The following is an 18,994-nucleotide window of genomic DNA, read 5'->3' on the forward strand; positions in this document are numbered from 1 at the left end:
CTGCCACTGGTGGGAGAGTAGGTCGTTGCCTTTCTTTTAAACCTCAATCTTTTATTAGATTGAGGTTTTTTTTTGATCTTATTTTAAATTCAATATTTTATTACTACTAAACTAAAACATCAAGATAACTCCAAAATAGCAATTAACATAAGATGCTTTATTTTAAAGAAAAATAAGTGTTCTATGAAACATTTTAGTATGAAGATCTTTAAGGAAATTAAATATCATCTTAATATATACTTAAACTGTATATGTGACTTTTATCATTAATTAAACAGTACTTTCTTGTGACATTTGTAGTTATAAAAAATGAATAAAATGTCAGATAATTTAAAGATTGTTACAGCTGAAGAAGCAGTAGCTATTGTAAAATCAAATAATAAAATATTTTTCCAAGGAGCAGCAATGACTCCTAATTTATTAATAGATACTTTGTGTGAACGTTATCAAGAGGTAACCAATGTAGAAATAATCCAAATTCATACACATGGTAAAGCTAAGTATTTAGAAGAACCTTATAGTAAATCATTCAAATTAATAAGTTGCTTTGTAGGTGATAACGTAAGGAAAGGAGTGAATATGAATAATGGAGACTACATTCCTATTTTTTTAAGTGAAATACATTGGTTATTCCGTCGAAATATTTATCCATTAGATGTAGCATTTATCCAAGTTTCTCTACCTGATAAACACGGGTATTGTTCTTTAGGAACTTCAGTAGATATTACATTACCAGCTATACAAACAGCTAAAACGGTTATAGCTCAGGTAAACCCGAATGTTCCCAGAACACATGGAGATGGTATTATCCATATAAGCAATATTGATTATGCAGTAAAAGTTGACTCACCAATTCATACTTCTATAACAGGAACACCTTCAGAAATAGAAACAAGAATAGGAGTAAATGTAGCAGGATTAATTGAAGATGGAGCAACACTACAAATGGGAATAGGGAACATTCCTAATGCAGTATTACATAACTTAACAAACCATCAACGTTTAGGTATTCATACAGAGATGTTTTCTGACGGTGTATTACCATTAATAGAGAAAGGTGTAATTACTGGGGAAGAAAAAGAAATAAAAACAGGAAAAATTGTTACTTGTTTTGCTGTAGGCTCTCAAAAACTATATGATTTTATAGATGACAATCCTTTGGTACACTTTAAAGAAGCTGGATATACAAACGATACCTCTATTATAAAATTAAATCCAAAAGTTACCGCAATTAATAGTGCTATTGAAATAGACTTAACAGGACAAGTTTGTGCAGATACAATTGGAAAATATCAATATTCAGGAGTTGGAGGACAAATGGATTTTATTAGAGGAGCATCCTTATCAAAAGGAGGAAAAGCAATTATAGCAATGCCTTCAATAACAGCAAAAGGAGTTTCTAAAATTACACCATTTTTAAAAGAAGGAGCAGGGGTTACAACTACAAGAGCCCATGTACATTATGTAGCAACAGAATATGGAGTTGTTAATTTGTTTGGAAAGAGTTTAAAAGAACGAGCAAAAGCATTAATTTCTATAGCTCACCCTAATTTTAGAGAAGAACTAGAAAGAGAAGCTTTTAATAGGTTTACCAAGTTGTAAATAAAAAAAGGAGCAGTTTATTTACTGCTCCTTTTTTATTAAGATATTTTCTTTTCTAAAAGAATTGCCTTCGGATGCAAAATATTATTTTCGAGATGTATATGTTTATGTAAATCTTGTTCAAACTCTTCTAGCTTAGCATATAAAGCTCTAAAAGTATTACAGGCTCCTTCTGGAGGAGTATAATTATTAGACAGTCTAGATATTTCTTTAAAAATATTTCCAGCACTTTCATGTTCATGTTCCATCATTTGTATTGGATTGTTTACAGTCCCAAAAGGAGGTGTTGTGTTTTTTCTTCCTTCTTTTTCAGCTTGTACTAATTGTTTTATAAAAGGAAATAATACCTGTTCTTCTTTTTGCATGTGTGATAGTAACTCATTAGCAACCTCATGAAATAACTGATTTATTTCAACTACTTCAATATAATGATGCCCGTGAACTTTAGCTACCTTGTTAGCATATTGAGAAATGATAGGTAGACTTTCTCTTATGTAGGTATGATGTATATTTTCAATATAAATCATTAAAAAATCTAACTCCCATTTATCATAGTCTTCAATAACATCTTTTATTACATCAACCTCTGCTAGTTCTTTTTCAAGAGTTGCTTGATCTACATTGTTTTTTGCGCAAGCTTTTTTAACAGATATACCTCCACCACAGCAAAAATCAATTCCGTATTTCTTAAAAATATGTGCTGTTTTTATATTTTCAGTCACATAATCAGCTACTGTTTTGTTACTTGATACTACCATAATTTCTAGTTTTTAGATGTGAATAGAGTTGGTTTAATAGTTACCATAACCCAAGCCCAATTATTTGTGTTATCATCTGAATTTCCTTTTAAGACCTCCATTCCTTCAGAAGGAAATAAGTGAGAATATCCAGCTTTAAAACCAATATCTTTCGTAAACTTATATCCGTATACAATATCTACTTCAGTACCTAGTTGGTTAGAAACTGAGTTATTAATATCTGCAGCAGCAGAAAAATTATGAACAAAAGCTGTTAAACCAGATTTCGAGTTTAATTTAAAATTAGCTTTTGCATAGAGGTCTAACAAACCAACACTGTTTATATGATTTCCTACGTAGAAATAATCCATAAAACCATTAAACTTATGATTGGTTCCATAAAAAGGAGTAAAAGCATTGTTTTCATCAGTAGGAGTATTGTAATCATTACCACTTTGTAATTCAACTCCTAAACCAATCTTTGCTTTTTCTGAAGCTTTAAACATAGCCTCTAAACCAAGTAAATAAGCATTTAAATCTCTATCTAAAACATCATTACCAAATTGATAATATAAGTTAGCAGCAATAGTAAATTTATCTTTCTTTGCAGTTAAATGTGTTCCTATAGTTTGACTATACTTAAGTCCGTTAGGAGATTGCATACCGTTGTTTAAGAACAAGAAACTACCAGAAAAGTCACTCCAATCTTTATGTAACCACGCATATTGCATAGCTTTATACGTATTTGGTGTAGTTAAATTTGTTCCTGTTAGGTTTTCTTTTGATTGATTAAATGCCAAACCAACATCAAACTTAAAACTATCTTTTTTATACTTCAGCATTGCCATATCATGGCTACGAGCTTGTTGTGCCCAACCAACATTACCAAAAATTCTACTATCGTCATAAATAACCTCTTGTCTCCCTAGTTTAACAGAAAAATTAGGATCTAATAATATTTCCGCCCAAGCTTGGTGTACACTCAAACCACTATTATCAGCAGTATTTAATTGCGGAACATCTCCCCAAACTCTAACATCTTGAAAACTAACATAAAAATTTAATTTTTCAGTTTTATAGGTAGTGTTCAATCGAGTTCTTTGAGAAACAAAAAGAGCAGGATTAGCATTATCAGGAAATAAGGTTTTAAATCCATGCCTATACTCAGCACGCGGACGTAGTTCTGCATCAATTGTTAATTGAGCAAATGTTGTAGTGGTAGCAAAAAAGAGCAATGCTATTATATTTTTAGATGTTTTCATAATTTTTTAATTAACATTAGCCCAAATTTCTAGATAAATGCTAGGATAAAACATGATAAAAATCAGGTAGAACTAAAAAAGATGAAAATATCTTTTATAGATAATAAAAATTAAAAGGAGTATAGTTAATAATGAATCGTAGCTTTGTAAGTAACAAAGAAAAGAAACTACTAATAAGTTAAATAAAACGAAAGAGCAGGATGAACGACAAAATTTTAACTTGGAAAGACGTAATTAATTTTGCAGTTAATGGTAATCCAACACCTGATAAAAGAGTGGAAAAAACAGCAGTAGAATGGCAAGAACTTTTAACCCCAGAACAGTTTAGAGTTACCAGACAAAAAGGAACAGAAAGACCAAATTCAGGAGCATTATGTAGTGTTTATGATGCTGGAAAATATAAATGTGTATGTTGTGGTACACCTTTGTTCGATTCAACGATTAAATTTAGTTCAGGTACTGGTTGGCCTAGTTTTACGCAACCTATAAAAGAAAACGCTATTCAATATGAAAAAGATACTACTTTTGGTATGGTACGCGTGGAAGTACTATGCAATACTTGTGATGCTCATTTAGGACATGTTTTTCCTGACGGACCAGAACCTAGCGGATTACGTTATTGCATTAACTCGGCTTCAATGATTTTAGATACTGAATAAAGAAAGGAGAGAAATGACAAATAATAAATTAGAAGTAATAACCGTTGGTGGCGGTTGCTTTTGGTGTGTAGAAGCTGTTTTAAATCAAATAAAAGGAGTAGAAGAAGTAGTATCTGGTTACATGGGCGGTACTGTACCAGGAACACCAACCTATAGAGAAATTTGTTCAGGTTTAACAGGACATGCAGAAATAGTACAAGCAATGTTTAATCCTCAAATTATAAGCTATGAAGAGTTATTGGTAATGTTTATGACAAGTCACGACCCAACAACGTTAAACAGGCAAGGAGCAGATGTAGGAACCCAATACCGTTCTGTAATTTTTTATCATACTCAAGAACAACAACAAATTGCTGAAAAAGTAGTAGAAAAGCTGGCTCCCTATTATGAAGATGAAATTGTAACAGAAATAAGCCAAGCATCCACATTTCATAAAGCAGATGAGAGTCATCAAGATTTTTATGAAAAAAATAAGGATCAAATGTATTGTGTAGTTGTGATTTCGCCTAAATTGGCAAAATTAAAAAAACTGTACGCAAGCAAACTAAAAGAACAATAGAACGTGTTGAAATTCAATATACAAAATACCTTTACTCAAGAATTACCTGCTGACCTAATTCAAGAAAATACTCGAAGGCAGGTTACAGAAGCTTGCTTTTCGTATGTAACACCTAAAAAAACGTCCAATCCAAAAATAATTCATGTTTCAGATGAAATGGTACAAACGTTGGGGCTTTCAGAAACAGTAGTAACTTCAGAAGAATTCAAGAACATTTTTACAGGGAATGATGTATATAAAAATACACAACCGTATGCGATGTGTTATGGTGGACATCAATTTGGGCATTGGGCAGGACAATTAGGAGACGGTAGAGCAATTAACTTGTTTGAAGCAGTTCATGGTAACAAAAAATGGGCATTGCAGTTAAAAGGAGCAGGAGAGACCCCATATTCGAGAAATGCAGACGGATTAGCAGTGTTGCGTTCCTCTATTCGTGAGTATTTATGTAGCGAAGCTATGTATCATTTAGGAGTACCTACAACAAGAGCACTATCTTTGGCACTATCAGGAGATCAAGTTCTAAGAGATGTAATGTATGACGGAAACGCTGAGTATGAAAAAGGAGCAATCGTATGTAGAACAGCCGAGTCTTTTTTACGTTTTGGTAGTTATCAAATATTTCCTGCCAGAGGAGATGTAAAAACATTAAAAACACTAGTTGATTATACTATTAAACATCATTATCCTCATTTAGGTGAACCTTTAAAAGAAACGTATGTTTCCTTTTTTAAAGAGGTGGCAGAGCGTAGTTTAGAAATGGTAATTCATTGGCAACGTGTTGGTTTTGTACATGGAGTAATGAATACCGATAATATGTCGATTTTAGGTTTAACAATTGATTATGGACCTTACGGATGGTTAGAAGGTTATGACCACGGATGGACGCCAAATACAACAGATAATACTCACAAGCGTTACCGATATGGTTCGCAACCAGAGGTAGTTTTATGGAATTTATATCAGTTGGCAAATGCTCTATATCCTTTAATTTATGAAGCTGAACCTTTAGAGGCTGTTTTAGAAAATTACCAAGAAAAATTTCCTGAAAAGTACATGCATATGATGCGAGAAAAATTAGGTCTTTTTTCTTCAAAAGAATCAGATGGAACATTAGTTTCAAATCTTGAAGAAGTACTTCAAAAAACAGAAACAGACATGACTATTTTTTTCCGATTGTTGTCAAGCATTTCAAAAAATGATACCATAGAGAAGGCAATCAAAAAAATAGAAAAAGCATTTTATAGGCCTTCAGAAGTTGTAGACGAAATAAAAAAAACTTGGGAAAACTGGTTTCAAAATTATATAGATAGATTACAAAATGAAACTGTTTCAGATGAAGAAAGAAAAGCGAAAATGAATGCTGTAAATCCTAAATATGTACTCAGAAATTATATGGCGCAATTAGCCATTGATGATGCAAATAAAAATGATTTTGTATTGTTAAACGAGTTATATTTACTGCTCAAAAATCCTTACGATGAGCAACCAAAATATGAAAAATGGTTTGCAAAACGGCCTGAATGGGCTCGAAATAAAGTAGGATGTTCTATGTTATCTTGTAGTTCTTAAGATAAAAACAAATATTATATTTTAGTTTAAGTAAAGTGTTTTAAAACACTGATTATTAATTACTTGTTAAGTTGTTTTAAGAATAGTTCAAAACACTTTTTTAAATAAAAATCAAAATAAATTTGGAAAATCCATTTTTATAATTGAATATTTGTGCTCGTAAAAGTTCAAACACTTATTGACGATGTTATCAAGAAAGGTGGAGGGATTAGACCCTATGAAACCTTAGCAACCCTTTGTGCAAACAAAGAAGGTGCTAAATTCTACCAGAGTGTACAAACTCGTGGATAGATAACCCAAAGAAGTTTCTTTATTTCTACAAGAATCTTCTTATAATTTTCTTAATAACATTTTTCTAGTAAGCAACATCTAACAAAGATGTGTTTTGGCTTTTGGTTTAATTTTTTATTAACTCAAAAAACAAGAAAAATGAGTACACAAAAATTCGCAACAAATGCGTTGCACGCAGGTCACGATGTAACACAAAATGGAGGAACAAGAGCTGTTCCTATTTATCAAACAACATCGTATGTTTTTAACGATTCAGAACATGCAGTAAACCTGTTTTCATTAAAAGAATTAGGATTTATTTACACCCGATTAAACAATCCAACCAATCAAATTTTACAAGATCGTTTAGCAGCTTTAGAAGGCGGTATTGGGGCTGTAGTTTTTGCTTCAGGTACGGCAGCTATTTCAACAGGATTACTAACCCTACTAAAAGCAGGAGATCATATTGTAGCTTCGAGTAGTTTGTATGGAGGAACCTATAATTTACTGAATGTTACCTTACCGAGATTAGGCATTACAACTACGTTTGTAGATGCATCTAACCCAGATAGTTTTGCAGAAGCGGTACAAGAAAATACAAGAGCTTTCTTTGTAGAGTCTTTAGGGAATCCGAAGTTAGATGTTTTAGACTTACAAGCGATATCAGCACATGCAAAAAAGGCGGAAGTTCCTTTTATTGTTGATAATACAGTAGCTACGCCAGCTTTATTAAACCCAATAGAACACGGAGCAAATATTGTAATTCACTCGTTAACAAAATATATTGGAGGACAAGGAAACTCGTTAGGAGGAGCTATTATTGATGCTGGAACTTTTAACTGGGCAAATGGTAAGTTCCCAGAGTTTACAGAACCTTCAGCAGGATATCACGGATTAGTATATCACGAAGCCTTAGGAGCTGCATCATACACATTTAAGTTAATTTTAGAGGGCTTACGTGACTTTGGAGGTGCCTTGAGTCCTACCAATGCTTTTAATATCATTCAAGGATTAGAAACCTTAGAAGTAAGAATTCAAAAACACAGTGAAAATGCCTTGTCTATTGCTAAATGGTTGCAAGAACAAGAAGAAGTTGCTTGGGTAAACTATCCAGGATTAGAAGGTAACAAATACAAAACTTTAGCCGATAAATACTTACCAAAAGGGCAAAGCGGATTGGTAACTTTTGGTGTAAAAGGAGGTTATGAAGCCGCTAAAACCATTGCAGACAATACCAAACTCTTTTCGTTATTAGCAAATATTGGAGATACCAAATCTTTAATCATACATCCAGCAAGTACTACACACCAACAATTGAGTGATGAAGCACAAGAAAGCACAGGAGTAACGAAAGACTTAATCCGTTTGTCGGTTGGTTTGGAAAATATCGAAGATTTAAAAACCGATTTACAAGAAGCATTTGCCAAAATATCTAAAGAAGTATTGGCATAAACCAATAACATTTAGAAAATACCTTAAAAATAAGTCGGTAATGAAAAGTGATTTGCAGCATATTAATATTCTTAGTTATACCACAATAAGCGGTACCCAATTCGATACGATTCCATTAAGTTATGAAACCTTCGGAAAAGCATTGGGTACCGCTCCTGTGGTGTTAATTAATCATGCGTTAACAGGAAACAGTAATGTTTCAGGAAATGGTGGCTGGTGGCAAGATTTAGTAGGAGAAAACAAGATTATTGATACCAAGGAATATACCATTTTATGCTTTAACATTCCAGGAAATGGCTATGATAATTTCTTAATAGATGATTACAAAAGTTTCGTAGCACGTGATATTGCAAACATTTTTCTACTAGGGCTAGAACAACTCAAAATAACACAATTATTTGCGTTGATAGGAGGATCGTTAGGAGGTGGAATCGCTTGGGAAATGGCAGTGTTGAATCCAAAAATAACAAAATATTTAATTCCTATAGCAACCGACTGGAAATCGACCGATTGGTTAATAGCCAACTGTCAAATACAAGAACAGTTTTTAACCAATTCTAGTAATCCGGTACACGATGCGCGTATGCATGCTATGTTGTGTTATAGAACACCCGAATCGTTTAAAAAACGTTTTCAACGCTCAAAAAATGAAGAATTACAGATTTTTAATGTAGAAAGCTGGTTGTTACATCACGGAAAAAAATTACAAGAGCGCTATCAGTTAGCGTCGTATAAATTGATGAATCAGTTATTAAAAACCATCGATGTAACGAAAGGAAGAGAGGGATTAGATGTGTTAGAAACCATTGAAGCAGACATCCATATCGTTGGCGTAGATTCTGACTTGTTTTTTACTGCCGAAGAAAATAGAGAAACACACAAACAGTTAGCATCGGCTCATGCAAATGTAACCTACAATGAAATTAATTCAGATCATGGGCATGATGCTTTCTTAATAGAATACAAACAATTAGAAAAAATTATTGAACCAATATTCAATCAAAAATCAACCAATAAAAGAATGAAAATTTTAAAGTTTGGCGGAAAATCATTGTCGAATGAAGGCATACCAAATGTAGTAGCAATCATAGAACAAAAAATAAATGAAGGAGAAAATATAGCTGTAGTAGTCTCAGCAAGAGGAAATGCTACAGATGAGTTAGAAGAATTATTAGAAAAAGCAGCTAAAAGTGAAGCTTTTAAAGAGCAGCTAGAAGCTTTTAAATACGAACAAACAAAATTAACGCCTTTAGTAGATTTTTCTACTGAATTCAATAGGTTAGAAAAACTATTTGAAGGGGTTAGTTTGTTAGGAGACTATAGTCAAAAAATAAAAGACGAAGTGCTAGCTCAAGGCGAGTTGTTGTCTATAAAAACGGTAACCGATTTGTTACAGCAAAAAGGTATCAATGCCAATGCTACCGATGCTAGAAACTTGTTAAAAACAGATGAAATCTTAGGAAATGGACAATCAATAATTGAAATTTCGAAAGAAAATGTAAAAAATCATTTCAAACAACATAACGGAACAACAGTAAACATTGTTACCGGGTTTATAGCATCGAATTTAAAGAATGAAACGACGACTTTAGGAAGAAACGGAAGTAATTACACTGCTTCATTATTAGCCAATTATTTAGATGCGGAAGAGTTACAAAACTACACACATGTAGATGGTATTTTTACCGCAAATCCTGATTTGGTAGCTGATGCTAAAAAGATAGAAGAGTTATCTTTCCCTGAAGCTAATGAGTTAGCTAACTTCGGAGCTACTATTTTGCATGCAAAAACCATTATTCCCTTATTAGAGAAGAATATTAACCTTCGCATATTAAATACGTTTAACCCAAACGATAAAGGAACGTTGATTACGGCAAAATCAACTTCCAAAGGAATCAAATCCTTATCAGTATTAGACAAGGTTGCTTTAATAAACTTCGAAGGAAGAGGCTTGTTGGGAAAAGTAGGAGTGGATGCACGTATTTTTAAAGCTCTGAGTAATCACGGAATTAGCGTGAGCATTATTTCGCAAGGATCTTCAGAACGAGGGATTGGTTTAGTGGTAGATAAAAGTAATGCAGTAGCAGCGGTAAAAGCATTGGAACAAGAGTTTGAAAATGATTTACAAACAAAAGATGTCAATCAAATTTCCATTCAAGAAGAAGTAGCGGTAATCTCAATCATAGGACAAGATTTAAGTGAATTCCACCATCCATACAATGCTTTAATTAAGAATCAAATAGTTCCTTTATTATTCAACAATACAATTACAGGTAAAAATGTGAGTTTGGTGGTGAAAAAGGAACAATTACATAAGGCGTTGAATGTAATTCATGGTCAAGTATTTGGAGTTGCTAAAAAGATAAACATTGCTGTTTTTGGTAAAGGTTTAGTAGGAGGAACATTGATAGAACAGATATTAGAAAGTTCGAAATCAATCTTAGAAAGACGTAAAATCCATTTGAACATTTTTGCGATAGCCAATTCTAAAAAAGTTTTGTTAACTAAAAATGGAGTAGGAACTAATTGGTCGAATGAGCTTGAGAAAGCTAATGAAAATAAAAATATAGTTGAAAGTGTAATCAACTATGCAAAAGAACACCATTTAGAAAATTTAATAGGGGTAGATAATACAGCAAGTGTAGACTTTATAGAAAATTACATTCCGTTAGTCAATGCAGGGTTCGATTTGGTTTCATCTAACAAAATAGCCAATACAGTTTCGTACGATTTTTATAAAAAACTACGTAAAACCTTAGAGGAAAACAATAAGAGTTACTTGTACGAAACCAATGTAGGTGCAGGATTACCGTTGATTGATACGATTAAACTGTTACACGATTCAGGAGAAAATATCACGAGAATTCGAGGTGTATTTTCAGGCTCGTTAAGTTACTTGTTCAATAAATTTTCTGCGGAAGAAGTACCGTTTTCAACCGTATTACAAGAAGCAATTGACAGCGGATTTACAGAACCAGACCCTCGTGAGGATTTGTGTGGAAATGATGTAGCCAGAAAGTTATTGATTTTAGCTCGTGAGCTAGATTTAGAAAATGAATTTGAAGATATTCAGATAGAGAACTTAATACCAGAAGCGTTTAGAGAAGTATCTTCAGAAGAATTTTTATCTAACCTAGAACAATTAAATCCAACGTTTCAACAGCAGAAAGAAGCTCAAGAAGAGAAACATGTGCTGCGATATATTGGAGATTTGCACGGAGACTTACAGCAAATAAAAGGAGAGTTAGATGTAAAGCTAGTCTCTGTACCAGAGAGTTCTCCTTTAGGAAGTTTAAAAGGTTCCGATGCCATTTTTGAAATTTATACAGAATCTTACGGAGAACAACCTATTGTAATCCAAGGAGCAGGAGCAGGATCAAAAGTTACTGCAAGAGGCGTATTTGGAGACATCTTACGATTAGCAAAGAATAATAACTAGAAAAGAGAAGAAAGAAAATAGATACAAGAATTAAGACCCAAAAATCTTGATTCTTTTACCTTACAACGAAGCGGTCAAACATCTAAAAAAATAACATGAGCAAAAATTTTGAAACACAAGCCATACGAACGCAAACAAAACGTTCACAATTTTCAGAGCATTCTACACCTTTATACTTAACTTCAAGTTTTGTATTTGATGATGCTGAAGATATGAGAGCGTCGTTTGCTGAAGAAAAGCAACGAAACCTATATAGTCGATTTTCAAATCCGAATACCACAGAATTCGTCGATAAAATAGTAGCTATGGAAGGTGCCGAAGCAGGATATGCGTTTGCAACAGGTATGGCAGCCGTGTTTTCAACTTTTGGAGCTCTGTTAAATGCAGGAGATCATATTGTATCGTGTCGCTCTGTTTTTGGTTCAACACATAGTTTGTTTACCAAATATTTACCTAAGTGGAATATTGAAACAAGTTATTTTAAAATAACCGAAGCTGACAAAATCGAGAGCTTAATTCAACCAAATACCAAAATATTATATGCTGAGACACCTACCAATCCGGCAGTAGATATTTTAGATTTGGAGCTGTTAGGAAGTATAGCAAAGAAGCACAATTTATTATTAGTGATAGACAATTGCTTCGCAACACCTTATTTACAAAATCCAATTAAATTCGGTGCCGATTTGGTGATTCACTCAGCTACAAAACTCATAGATGGTCAAGGTCGTGTTTTAGGAGGCGTAACCGTAGGAAAAGAGGACTTAGTTAGAGAAATCTATTTATTTTCAAGAAATACAGGTCCAGCAATGTCACCATTCAATGCTTGGGTGTTGTCTAAGAGTTTAGAAACGTTGTCGATTAGAGTAGAAAAACATTGTGAAAACGCCTTGAAAGTAGCACAGTTTTTAGAAGAACATCCAAAGGTGAACTTGGTGAAGTATCCATTTTTAAAATCGCATCCGCAGTATGAAACAGCTAAAAAACAAATGCGACTAGGAGGAAATATTGTTGCTTTTGAAATCCAAGGAGGTATAGAAGCAGGCCGTAAATTTTTGAATAGTATTCAACTATGCTCATTATCAGCAAATTTAGGAGACACAAGAACTATTGTAACGCATCCAGCATCTACAACACATAGTAAGTTAAGTGAAGAAGATCGATTAGAGGTAGGAATTACTGATGGTTTAGTACGATGTTCGGTGGGATTAGAAAACGTAGAGGATGTAATTTATGATTTAAATCAAGCATTAAATAATTAAGAAGTAAAGCATATATTTGTAATATGCTTTCTAAGAAAACAAAATACGGAATTAAAGCGCTTACTTTTATTGCTAGGCAAGAAAAAGGCACTATGGTACAAATAGCTACCATTTCAGAAAAGGAAAATATTTCGCACAAGTTTTTAGAAAGCATATTACTTACCTTACGAAAATCAGGAATTTTAGGAGCTAAAAAAGGAAAAGGTGGAGGCTATTATTTGCTAAAGCCAGCTAACGAAATTAAAATGACTGATGTTATAAGAACACTTGAAGGACCTATTGCTATGGTACCATGTGTTAGTTTGAATTATTATGAAAAATGTGATGACTGTCCAGATGAAGAAGCCTGCTCAGTACACAAACTAATGATTCAAGTAAGAGATAATACGCTACAAGTACTTCGTAATAACACACTTGCAGATTTAGTGTAGTATTAACAAATTGTAAAATTCAAATATTTTTTTGATTTCTCCTTGGAGAATTAAAAAGCATATGTATATTTGTCGACTTAAAACCTAGTATTCCGATAGGGTAATGGTATTTTAAAAATGATTGTAGAACAAGTAGTAGAAAATAAAGCAAATTATAAAGAAGATAAGCTTTCTGAAAAGCCAATAAGAAGCATCATAAAATCAATAAGTTGGAGAGTTGTCGGTACCATAGATACAATATTAATATCATGGGTAATTACAGGACAAGTAAAGACAGCTTTTTCAATTGGAGCTGTAGAATTAGTAACAAAAATGTTATTGTATTTTTTTCACGAAAGAGTTTGGAACAGTATTAAATGGGGCAAAAAATGAGTATAGAAACAATGAATTTAGAAGCAGTAAACGCAGAGTTAAAAAACAAATCTCCAAAAGAGATTGTTGTTTGGGCATTACTACAAGCAAATAAAGCCGTAGTAACTACAAACTTTCGTCCCTATGAAGGAGTCATTTTACACGCAGTAGCATCAGTAAAAAACAGTATAGATGTTATTTGGTGTGATACAGGATATAATACTCCACAAACCTATAAACATGCCGAAGAGTTAATTGAAAAACTACAGTTAAACATTCAGTTGTATGTACCTAAACAAACAGTAGCACACAGAAACATCACTTTAGGTTTACCAACAATAGATGATCCAAAACATGCTGTTTTTACAGAACAAGTAAAATTAGAACCTTTTAAAAGAGCAATGAATGAGCACAAACCAGATGTTTGGTTTACGAATTTAAGAAAAGGACAAACAGCTTTTAGAGATAGTATTGACATTGTTTCAAGAAGTAAAGACGGAGTATTAAAAGTAAGTCCATTTTACCATTGGTCAGATGAGGAGTTAGATACTTATTTAGATGAGCATCAATTACCAAACGAGTTTAAGTACTTCGATCCCACAAAAGTAGAAAGTAACAGAGAATGTGGTTTACATATTTAAAGAACATGATTATGAATACAGAAACTATACAAGTAGGAGCTTTAGAAAGCGAAGCCATATACATATTAAGAGAAGTAGTCGCGCAATTTGAAAAACCGGTGTTATTGTTTTCGGGGGGCAAAGATAGCATAACACTGGTGCGACTTGCTCAAAAAGCATTTTATCCAGCAAAGATTCCATTCCCTTTATTACATATTGATACAGGGCATAATTTTCCTGAAACGATTGAATTTAGAGACCGTTTGGTAAAAGAATTAGGAGTTGAGTTAATAGTACGTCAAGTACAAGACAATATTGATGCTGGTAAAGTAAAAGAAGAAACAGGAAAATACGCAAGCCGAAACATGTTACAAACCGAAACGTTATTAGATGCCATAGAAGAATTCGGTTTCGACGCATGTATCGGTGGTGCGCGTAGAGATGAAGAGAAGGCAAGAGCTAAAGAACGTATTTTTTCAGTACGAGACGACTTTGGGCAATGGGATGAAAAAAATCAACGTCCAGAATTGTTCGATATGCTAAATGGAAGAATTGATTTAGGTCAGAATGTACGTGTTTTCCCAATCTCTAACTGGACAGAGTTAGATGTATGGTCATATATACAACAAGAACAAATTGAAATTCCATCTATTTATTTTGCGCATAAAAGAGCCACTTTTATTAGAGATGGACTCATTTGGTCTGCCAATGATGAAGTAGTGTATAGAGAAGATGAAGAAGAAGTACGAGAGCGTATGGTGCGATTTAGAACCGTAGGGGATATGAGTTGTACGGCAGCGGTTTTATCAGATGCAATAGATATAGATACTGTAGTAGATGAAATTAGAGAATCAACCATTTCAGAAAGAGGAGCAAGGATTGATGATAAACGATCTGAAGCAGCGATGGAGAAACGTAAACAACAAGGATATTTTTAAAATAAAACCTAGTATTTAGTATAGAGTAATGAGAAAAAATACTCACAACTCAATACTAATCACTCAATACTAAAACAACATGAACGTAGTAAAAATAGCAACAGCAGGAAGTGTAGATGACGGAAAGAGCACACTAATAGGGCGAATTTTATACGATACAAAATCATTAACCCAAGATAAATTAGAAGCAATAGAAGAAAAAAGTAAGCAACGCGGGTTTGATTACTTAGACTTTTCTTTAGCTACAGATGGGTTGGTAGCAGAACGCGAACAAGGAATTACTATTGATGTAGCTCACATATATTTTTCAACACAAAAAACCAGTTTTATTATAGCTGATACTCCAGGTCATATAGAGTACACTAGAAATATGGTTACAGGAGCTTCAAACTCTCAAGCTTCTATCATTTTAGTAGATGCAAGAAACGGAGTAGTAGAGCAAACCTATCGTCATTTCTTTATCAATAATTTATTGAGAGTAAAAGATGTAATAGTAGCAGTAAATAAAATGGATTTGGTTGACTTTTCAGAAGAAAAATTCAATCAGATTAAAGGTGAGATAGAATATTTAGCGAAGAAGAGCGATTATCAAAATCAAAATATCACATTCATACCTCTTTCAGCTTTGAAAGGAGATAATGTTGTGAAGTCTTCAGAAAACACCCCTTGGTATAAAGGAGAAACTTTATTGAATCACCTTGAAAACTTGGGGGCTGAAGATACACAAGAAGCATCAAAAGCACGTTTTCCAGTACAAACTGTTATTCGTCCAAAAACAGACGAATATCACGATTTTAGAGGATATGCAGGAAAACTGTATGGAGGCGATTTAATGGTAGGAGATAGCGTAACGGTATTACCATCAGCAACAAAATCTACCATAAAAAGTATTCAGTTTTTTGATAAAGAATATGCAAGAGCAAAAAGAGGGAGTTCTGTAAACATCACTTTAGAAGACGATGTAAATGTAAGTAGAGGAGATATGTTGGTGAAAACAGGAGAAGAACCTTCTGTGGTAAAACAGTTAGAAGCTACCATTTGTTGGATGGATAAAGCACCATTACAAGCTTCTCAGAAATATTACATCAAACATGGAGTAAACGATGTACAAGCAAAAATAACAGAATTAACATCTTTAATTCGTACCGATTTTTCTGGAAAAGAAGAAACACCATCTCAATTATCACTAAACGAAATAGGAGAGGTGAGTTTAAAAGTTAGCAAGCCATTGTTTGTTGACTCATATGAGGAAAACAAAGCAAACGGAGCGTTTATAATCATCAATCCAAAAACCAATACTACATCAGGAGTTGGTTTTATCAAGTAAATAATAAAAAGTTATGGCAATAATCATTACAGATGAGTGCATTAACTGTGGAGCTTGCGAACCTGAATGCCCAAACACAGCCATTTATGAAGGAGCAAGTGACTGGAAGTATAACGAAGGAACCTCACTACAAGGAAATGTAACCTTATTGGATGGAACTTCGGTAAATGCAGACGAGGATAATGAACCAGTATCAGACGAATACTACTTTATAGTACCCGATAAATGTACTGAGTGTAAAGGATTCCATGAAGAACCGCAATGTGCAGCAGTATGTCCGGTAGATTGTTGTGTGCCAGATGATGCACACGTAGAAACCGAAGAACAATTGTTAGCAAAACAAGAGTTTTTACATAACTAATATCAACGCTTTTATAAGCAAACAACTAGTAAAACAGATGCAAAGTTTTAGATCAGAAATAGAAAACCCTTTAGTAGAAAAAGATATCCTAGAGTTAGAGCGTAAAATACGTTTGTTTAACGAAGGAAAAATAGATGAAGAGCGTTTTAGAAGCTTACGTTTAGCCAGAGGAATTTACGGTCAACGCCAATTTGGAGTGCAAATGATTCGTATTAAGTTACCGTATGGTAAAGTTACAAGTGAACAATTACACAGAATTTCAGATGTTTCTGATGAATATTCAAGAGGACGTTTACATATTACCACACGTCAAGATATTCAAATTCATCATGTAAGTTTAGACAGAACGCCTGAGTTATGGGCACAGTTAGAGAAAGACGATATTACGTTGCGTGAAGCTTGTGGTAATGCTGTACGAAATGTTACGGCTTCAGAAACTGCGGGAATCGATCCGAAAGAACCATTTGATGTAACACCATACGCACATGCTACTTTCCAATTTTTCTTGCGTAATCCAATCTGTCAAGAAATGGGAAGGAAGTTCAAAATGTCTTTTTCTGCAACAGAAGAAGATACCGCATTGAGTTTTATTCATGATTTAGGATTTATTGCTAAAACGAAAATAGTAGAAGGTAAAGAAGTAAAAGGATTCAAGGTATTATTAGCAGGAGGATTAGGTTCACAACCACGTCATGCAGATGTAATTTATGAATTTTTAGAAGCAGACTTATTGATACCAACTATCGAAGGTGTTTTACGTGTGTTCGATCGTTATGGAGAGCGTGCTAAAAGAGCCAAAGCTCGTTTAAAATTCTTGGTAAAAGATTTAGGAGTAGAAGCCTTTTTAGAATTAGTAGCAACAGAAAGAGCAGCATTAGCGTATAAAACTTATCCGATAGATACTACCGATTTTGAGCAAGACCCTGTTTTTGAAACGAGCGAAGTTCCATCTGTAGTTATAGAAGATGAAGAAGCGTATCAAAACTGGAAATCAACCAATGTTTTTAAGCAAAAACAAGAGGGATTGTATGCGATAGGTATTAAAGTACATTTAGGAGATTTTTATACCGATAAAGCACGGTTGTTAGCTGATTTAATCAAGAAGTATGGAGCAAATGAGTTACGCTTTACGCTACGTCAAAACATTTTAATTCGTCACGTAAGAGAAGAGATTTTACCATTTTTCTATACGGAATTACAAAAATTAGGTTTTGCAGATGCAGGATATAACAGTTTGAATGATATTACTGCATGTCCGGGAACCGATACGTGTAATTTAGGTATTGCTAGCAGTACAGGAATTGCAGCGGAGTTAGAGCGTGTGTTAAAAGCAGAATACCCGCAGTATGTGAATAACAAAGACATTACCATCAAAATTAGTGGATGTATGAATGCTTGTGGGCAACACAATATGGCTCATATTGGTTTTCAAGGAATGTCTATAAAAGTAGGAAAGTTGTTAGCACCAGCCTTACAAGTATTAGTTGGAGGAGGAGTTTTAGGACAAGGAAATGGACGTTTTGCAGATAAGTTGATAAAAATACCAAGTAAAAGAGGACCAGAATCTTTACGAATCTTATTAAACGACTTCGAAAGCCATAAACAACCCAATGAAGATTTCTTAAACTATTACGATAGACAAGGAAAAACATATTTCTATGAGCTATTAAAAGAATTATCAGACACCACCAATTTAACAGAAGACGATTTTATTGATTGGGGACACGATAAAAACTACGTAAAAGCCATTGGAGTAGGTGAATGTGCTGGAGTGGTAATCGACTTAGTAGCAACTTTACTTTTTGAAAGCGAAGAAAAGTTAGAAAATGCAACACATGCATTAAACAGTCAACAATGGTCAGATAGTATTTACCACGCTTATGCAGCTATGGTTAACACTGCCAAAGCCTTGTTAACAGCAGAAGGAGCAAAAACGAATACACAAGCAGGAATCATTACCAATTTTGATGAACTGTTTGTAGCAACAAATAAAATAGAATTATCAAGTTCATTTGCAGAATTGATTTATCAAATCAATAAAAATGAACCTACGGAAGCTTTTGCAAAAAAGTATTTAGAAGAGGCATCATCATTTTACAAAACAATTGATGCCTACCGAAAAGTAGCCGTAGAAAGTTAAAAAAGGAGAGTC

General features: G+C 33.6%; 16 protein-coding genes and 1 riboswitch. Of the genes, 14 read left to right on the top strand and 2 right to left on the bottom strand.

What is annotated here, in order from left to right:
• The first annotated feature begins 318 nt into the window (after positions 1-318).
• Complete coding sequence (locus tag C8N27_RS00005) at positions 319-1,602, top strand: acetyl-CoA hydrolase/transferase family protein (protein ID WP_121145582.1); 1,284 nt, start codon at positions 319-321, stop codon at positions 1,600-1,602.
• A 38-nt stretch (positions 1,603-1,640) separates the two neighbouring features.
• Here C8N27_RS00005 and ric read toward each other — a convergent pair whose 3' ends face one another.
• Together ric and C8N27_RS00015 are read right to left on the bottom strand one after the other, a co-directional pair.
• Positions 1,641-2,360 carry an iron-sulfur cluster repair di-iron protein gene (gene ric / locus C8N27_RS00010; protein ID WP_121145584.1) on the bottom strand — a complete coding sequence of 240 codons (720 nt, stop codon included), beginning with the start codon at positions 2,358-2,360 and terminating at the stop codon, positions 1,641-1,643.
• A 5-nt stretch (positions 2,361-2,365) separates the two neighbouring features.
• On the bottom strand, positions 2,366-3,601 hold the full coding sequence (locus C8N27_RS00015; RefSeq protein WP_121145586.1) for an alginate export family protein: 1,236 nt from the start codon (positions 3,599-3,601) through the stop codon (positions 2,366-2,368).
• 212 nt (positions 3,602-3,813) lie between these two features.
• Here C8N27_RS00015 and msrB point away from each other — a divergent pair, with 212 nt between their 5' ends.
• From msrB to C8N27_RS00080, 13 genes are all read left to right on the top strand, one after another.
• A complete protein-coding gene (gene msrB / locus C8N27_RS00020) occupies positions 3,814-4,260 on the top strand; it encodes a peptide-methionine (R)-S-oxide reductase MsrB (protein WP_121145684.1) in 447 nt (148 codons plus the stop codon).
• Positions 4,261-4,273: 13 nt separating this feature from the next.
• Positions 4,274-4,819 (top strand): peptide-methionine (S)-S-oxide reductase MsrA, encoded by a 546-nt coding sequence (msrA, locus tag C8N27_RS00025; protein ID WP_121145588.1) that lies wholly within the window; start codon positions 4,274-4,276, stop codon positions 4,817-4,819.
• A gap of 6 nt (positions 4,820-4,825) precedes the next feature.
• Positions 4,826-6,391 (top strand): protein adenylyltransferase SelO, encoded by a 1,566-nt coding sequence (locus C8N27_RS00030; protein WP_121145685.1) that lies wholly within the window; start codon positions 4,826-4,828, stop codon positions 6,389-6,391.
• A gap of 184 nt (positions 6,392-6,575) precedes the next feature.
• A riboswitch (SAM riboswitch) is annotated at positions 6,576-6,689 on the top strand.
• A gap of 131 nt (positions 6,690-6,820) precedes the next feature.
• Positions 6,821-8,113, top strand: a complete 1,293-nt coding sequence (locus C8N27_RS00035; protein ID WP_121145688.1) for an O-acetylhomoserine aminocarboxypropyltransferase/cysteine synthase family protein — start codon at positions 6,821-6,823, stop codon at positions 8,111-8,113.
• 40 nt (positions 8,114-8,153) lie between these two features.
• Positions 8,154-11,552 carry a bifunctional aspartate kinase/homoserine dehydrogenase I gene (gene thrA / locus C8N27_RS00040; RefSeq protein WP_121145690.1) on the top strand — a complete coding sequence of 1,133 codons (3,399 nt, stop codon included), beginning with the start codon at positions 8,154-8,156 and terminating at the stop codon, positions 11,550-11,552.
• Between the two features lie 95 nt (positions 11,553-11,647).
• Positions 11,648-12,814, top strand: coding sequence for an O-succinylhomoserine sulfhydrylase (locus tag C8N27_RS00045; RefSeq protein WP_121145591.1), 1,167 nt, complete (start codon positions 11,648-11,650; stop codon positions 12,812-12,814).
• Between the two features lie 23 nt (positions 12,815-12,837).
• Complete coding sequence (locus tag C8N27_RS00050; protein WP_099214172.1) at positions 12,838-13,245, top strand: RrF2 family transcriptional regulator; 408 nt, start codon at positions 12,838-12,840, stop codon at positions 13,243-13,245.
• Between the two features lie 117 nt (positions 13,246-13,362).
• The gene (locus tag C8N27_RS00055) at positions 13,363-13,617 is read left to right on the top strand and encodes a DUF2061 domain-containing protein (protein WP_028891803.1); all 255 of its coding nucleotides are present in this window, start codon (positions 13,363-13,365) and stop codon (positions 13,615-13,617) included.
• Positions 13,618-13,628: 11 nt separating this feature from the next.
• A complete protein-coding gene (locus C8N27_RS00060) occupies positions 13,629-14,237 on the top strand; it encodes a phosphoadenosine phosphosulfate reductase domain-containing protein (RefSeq protein WP_099214594.1) in 609 nt (202 codons plus the stop codon).
• A gap of 11 nt (positions 14,238-14,248) precedes the next feature.
• Positions 14,249-15,154: a sulfate adenylyltransferase subunit CysD gene (cysD, locus tag C8N27_RS00065; RefSeq protein ID WP_176550535.1), complete on the top strand. Its 906-nt coding sequence runs from the start codon at positions 14,249-14,251 to the stop codon at positions 15,152-15,154.
• Positions 15,155-15,233: 79 nt separating this feature from the next.
• Entirely contained in the window at positions 15,234-16,481 is a 1,248-nt protein-coding gene (locus C8N27_RS00070; protein WP_121145593.1) for a sulfate adenylyltransferase subunit 1, read from the top strand.
• A gap of 13 nt (positions 16,482-16,494) precedes the next feature.
• Positions 16,495-16,842 (top strand): 4Fe-4S dicluster domain-containing protein, encoded by a 348-nt coding sequence (locus C8N27_RS00075; protein ID WP_099214174.1) that lies wholly within the window; start codon positions 16,495-16,497, stop codon positions 16,840-16,842.
• Between the two features lie 37 nt (positions 16,843-16,879).
• Positions 16,880-18,982 carry a ferredoxin-like domain-containing protein gene (locus C8N27_RS00080; protein WP_121145595.1) on the top strand — a complete coding sequence of 701 codons (2,103 nt, stop codon included), beginning with the start codon at positions 16,880-16,882 and terminating at the stop codon, positions 18,980-18,982.
• Positions 18,983-18,994: the final 12 nt, after the last annotated feature.

It is taken from the genome of Tenacibaculum discolor (genome assembly GCF_003664185.1).
Taxonomy (GTDB): domain Bacteria; phylum Bacteroidota; class Bacteroidia; order Flavobacteriales; family Flavobacteriaceae; genus Polaribacter; species Polaribacter discolor.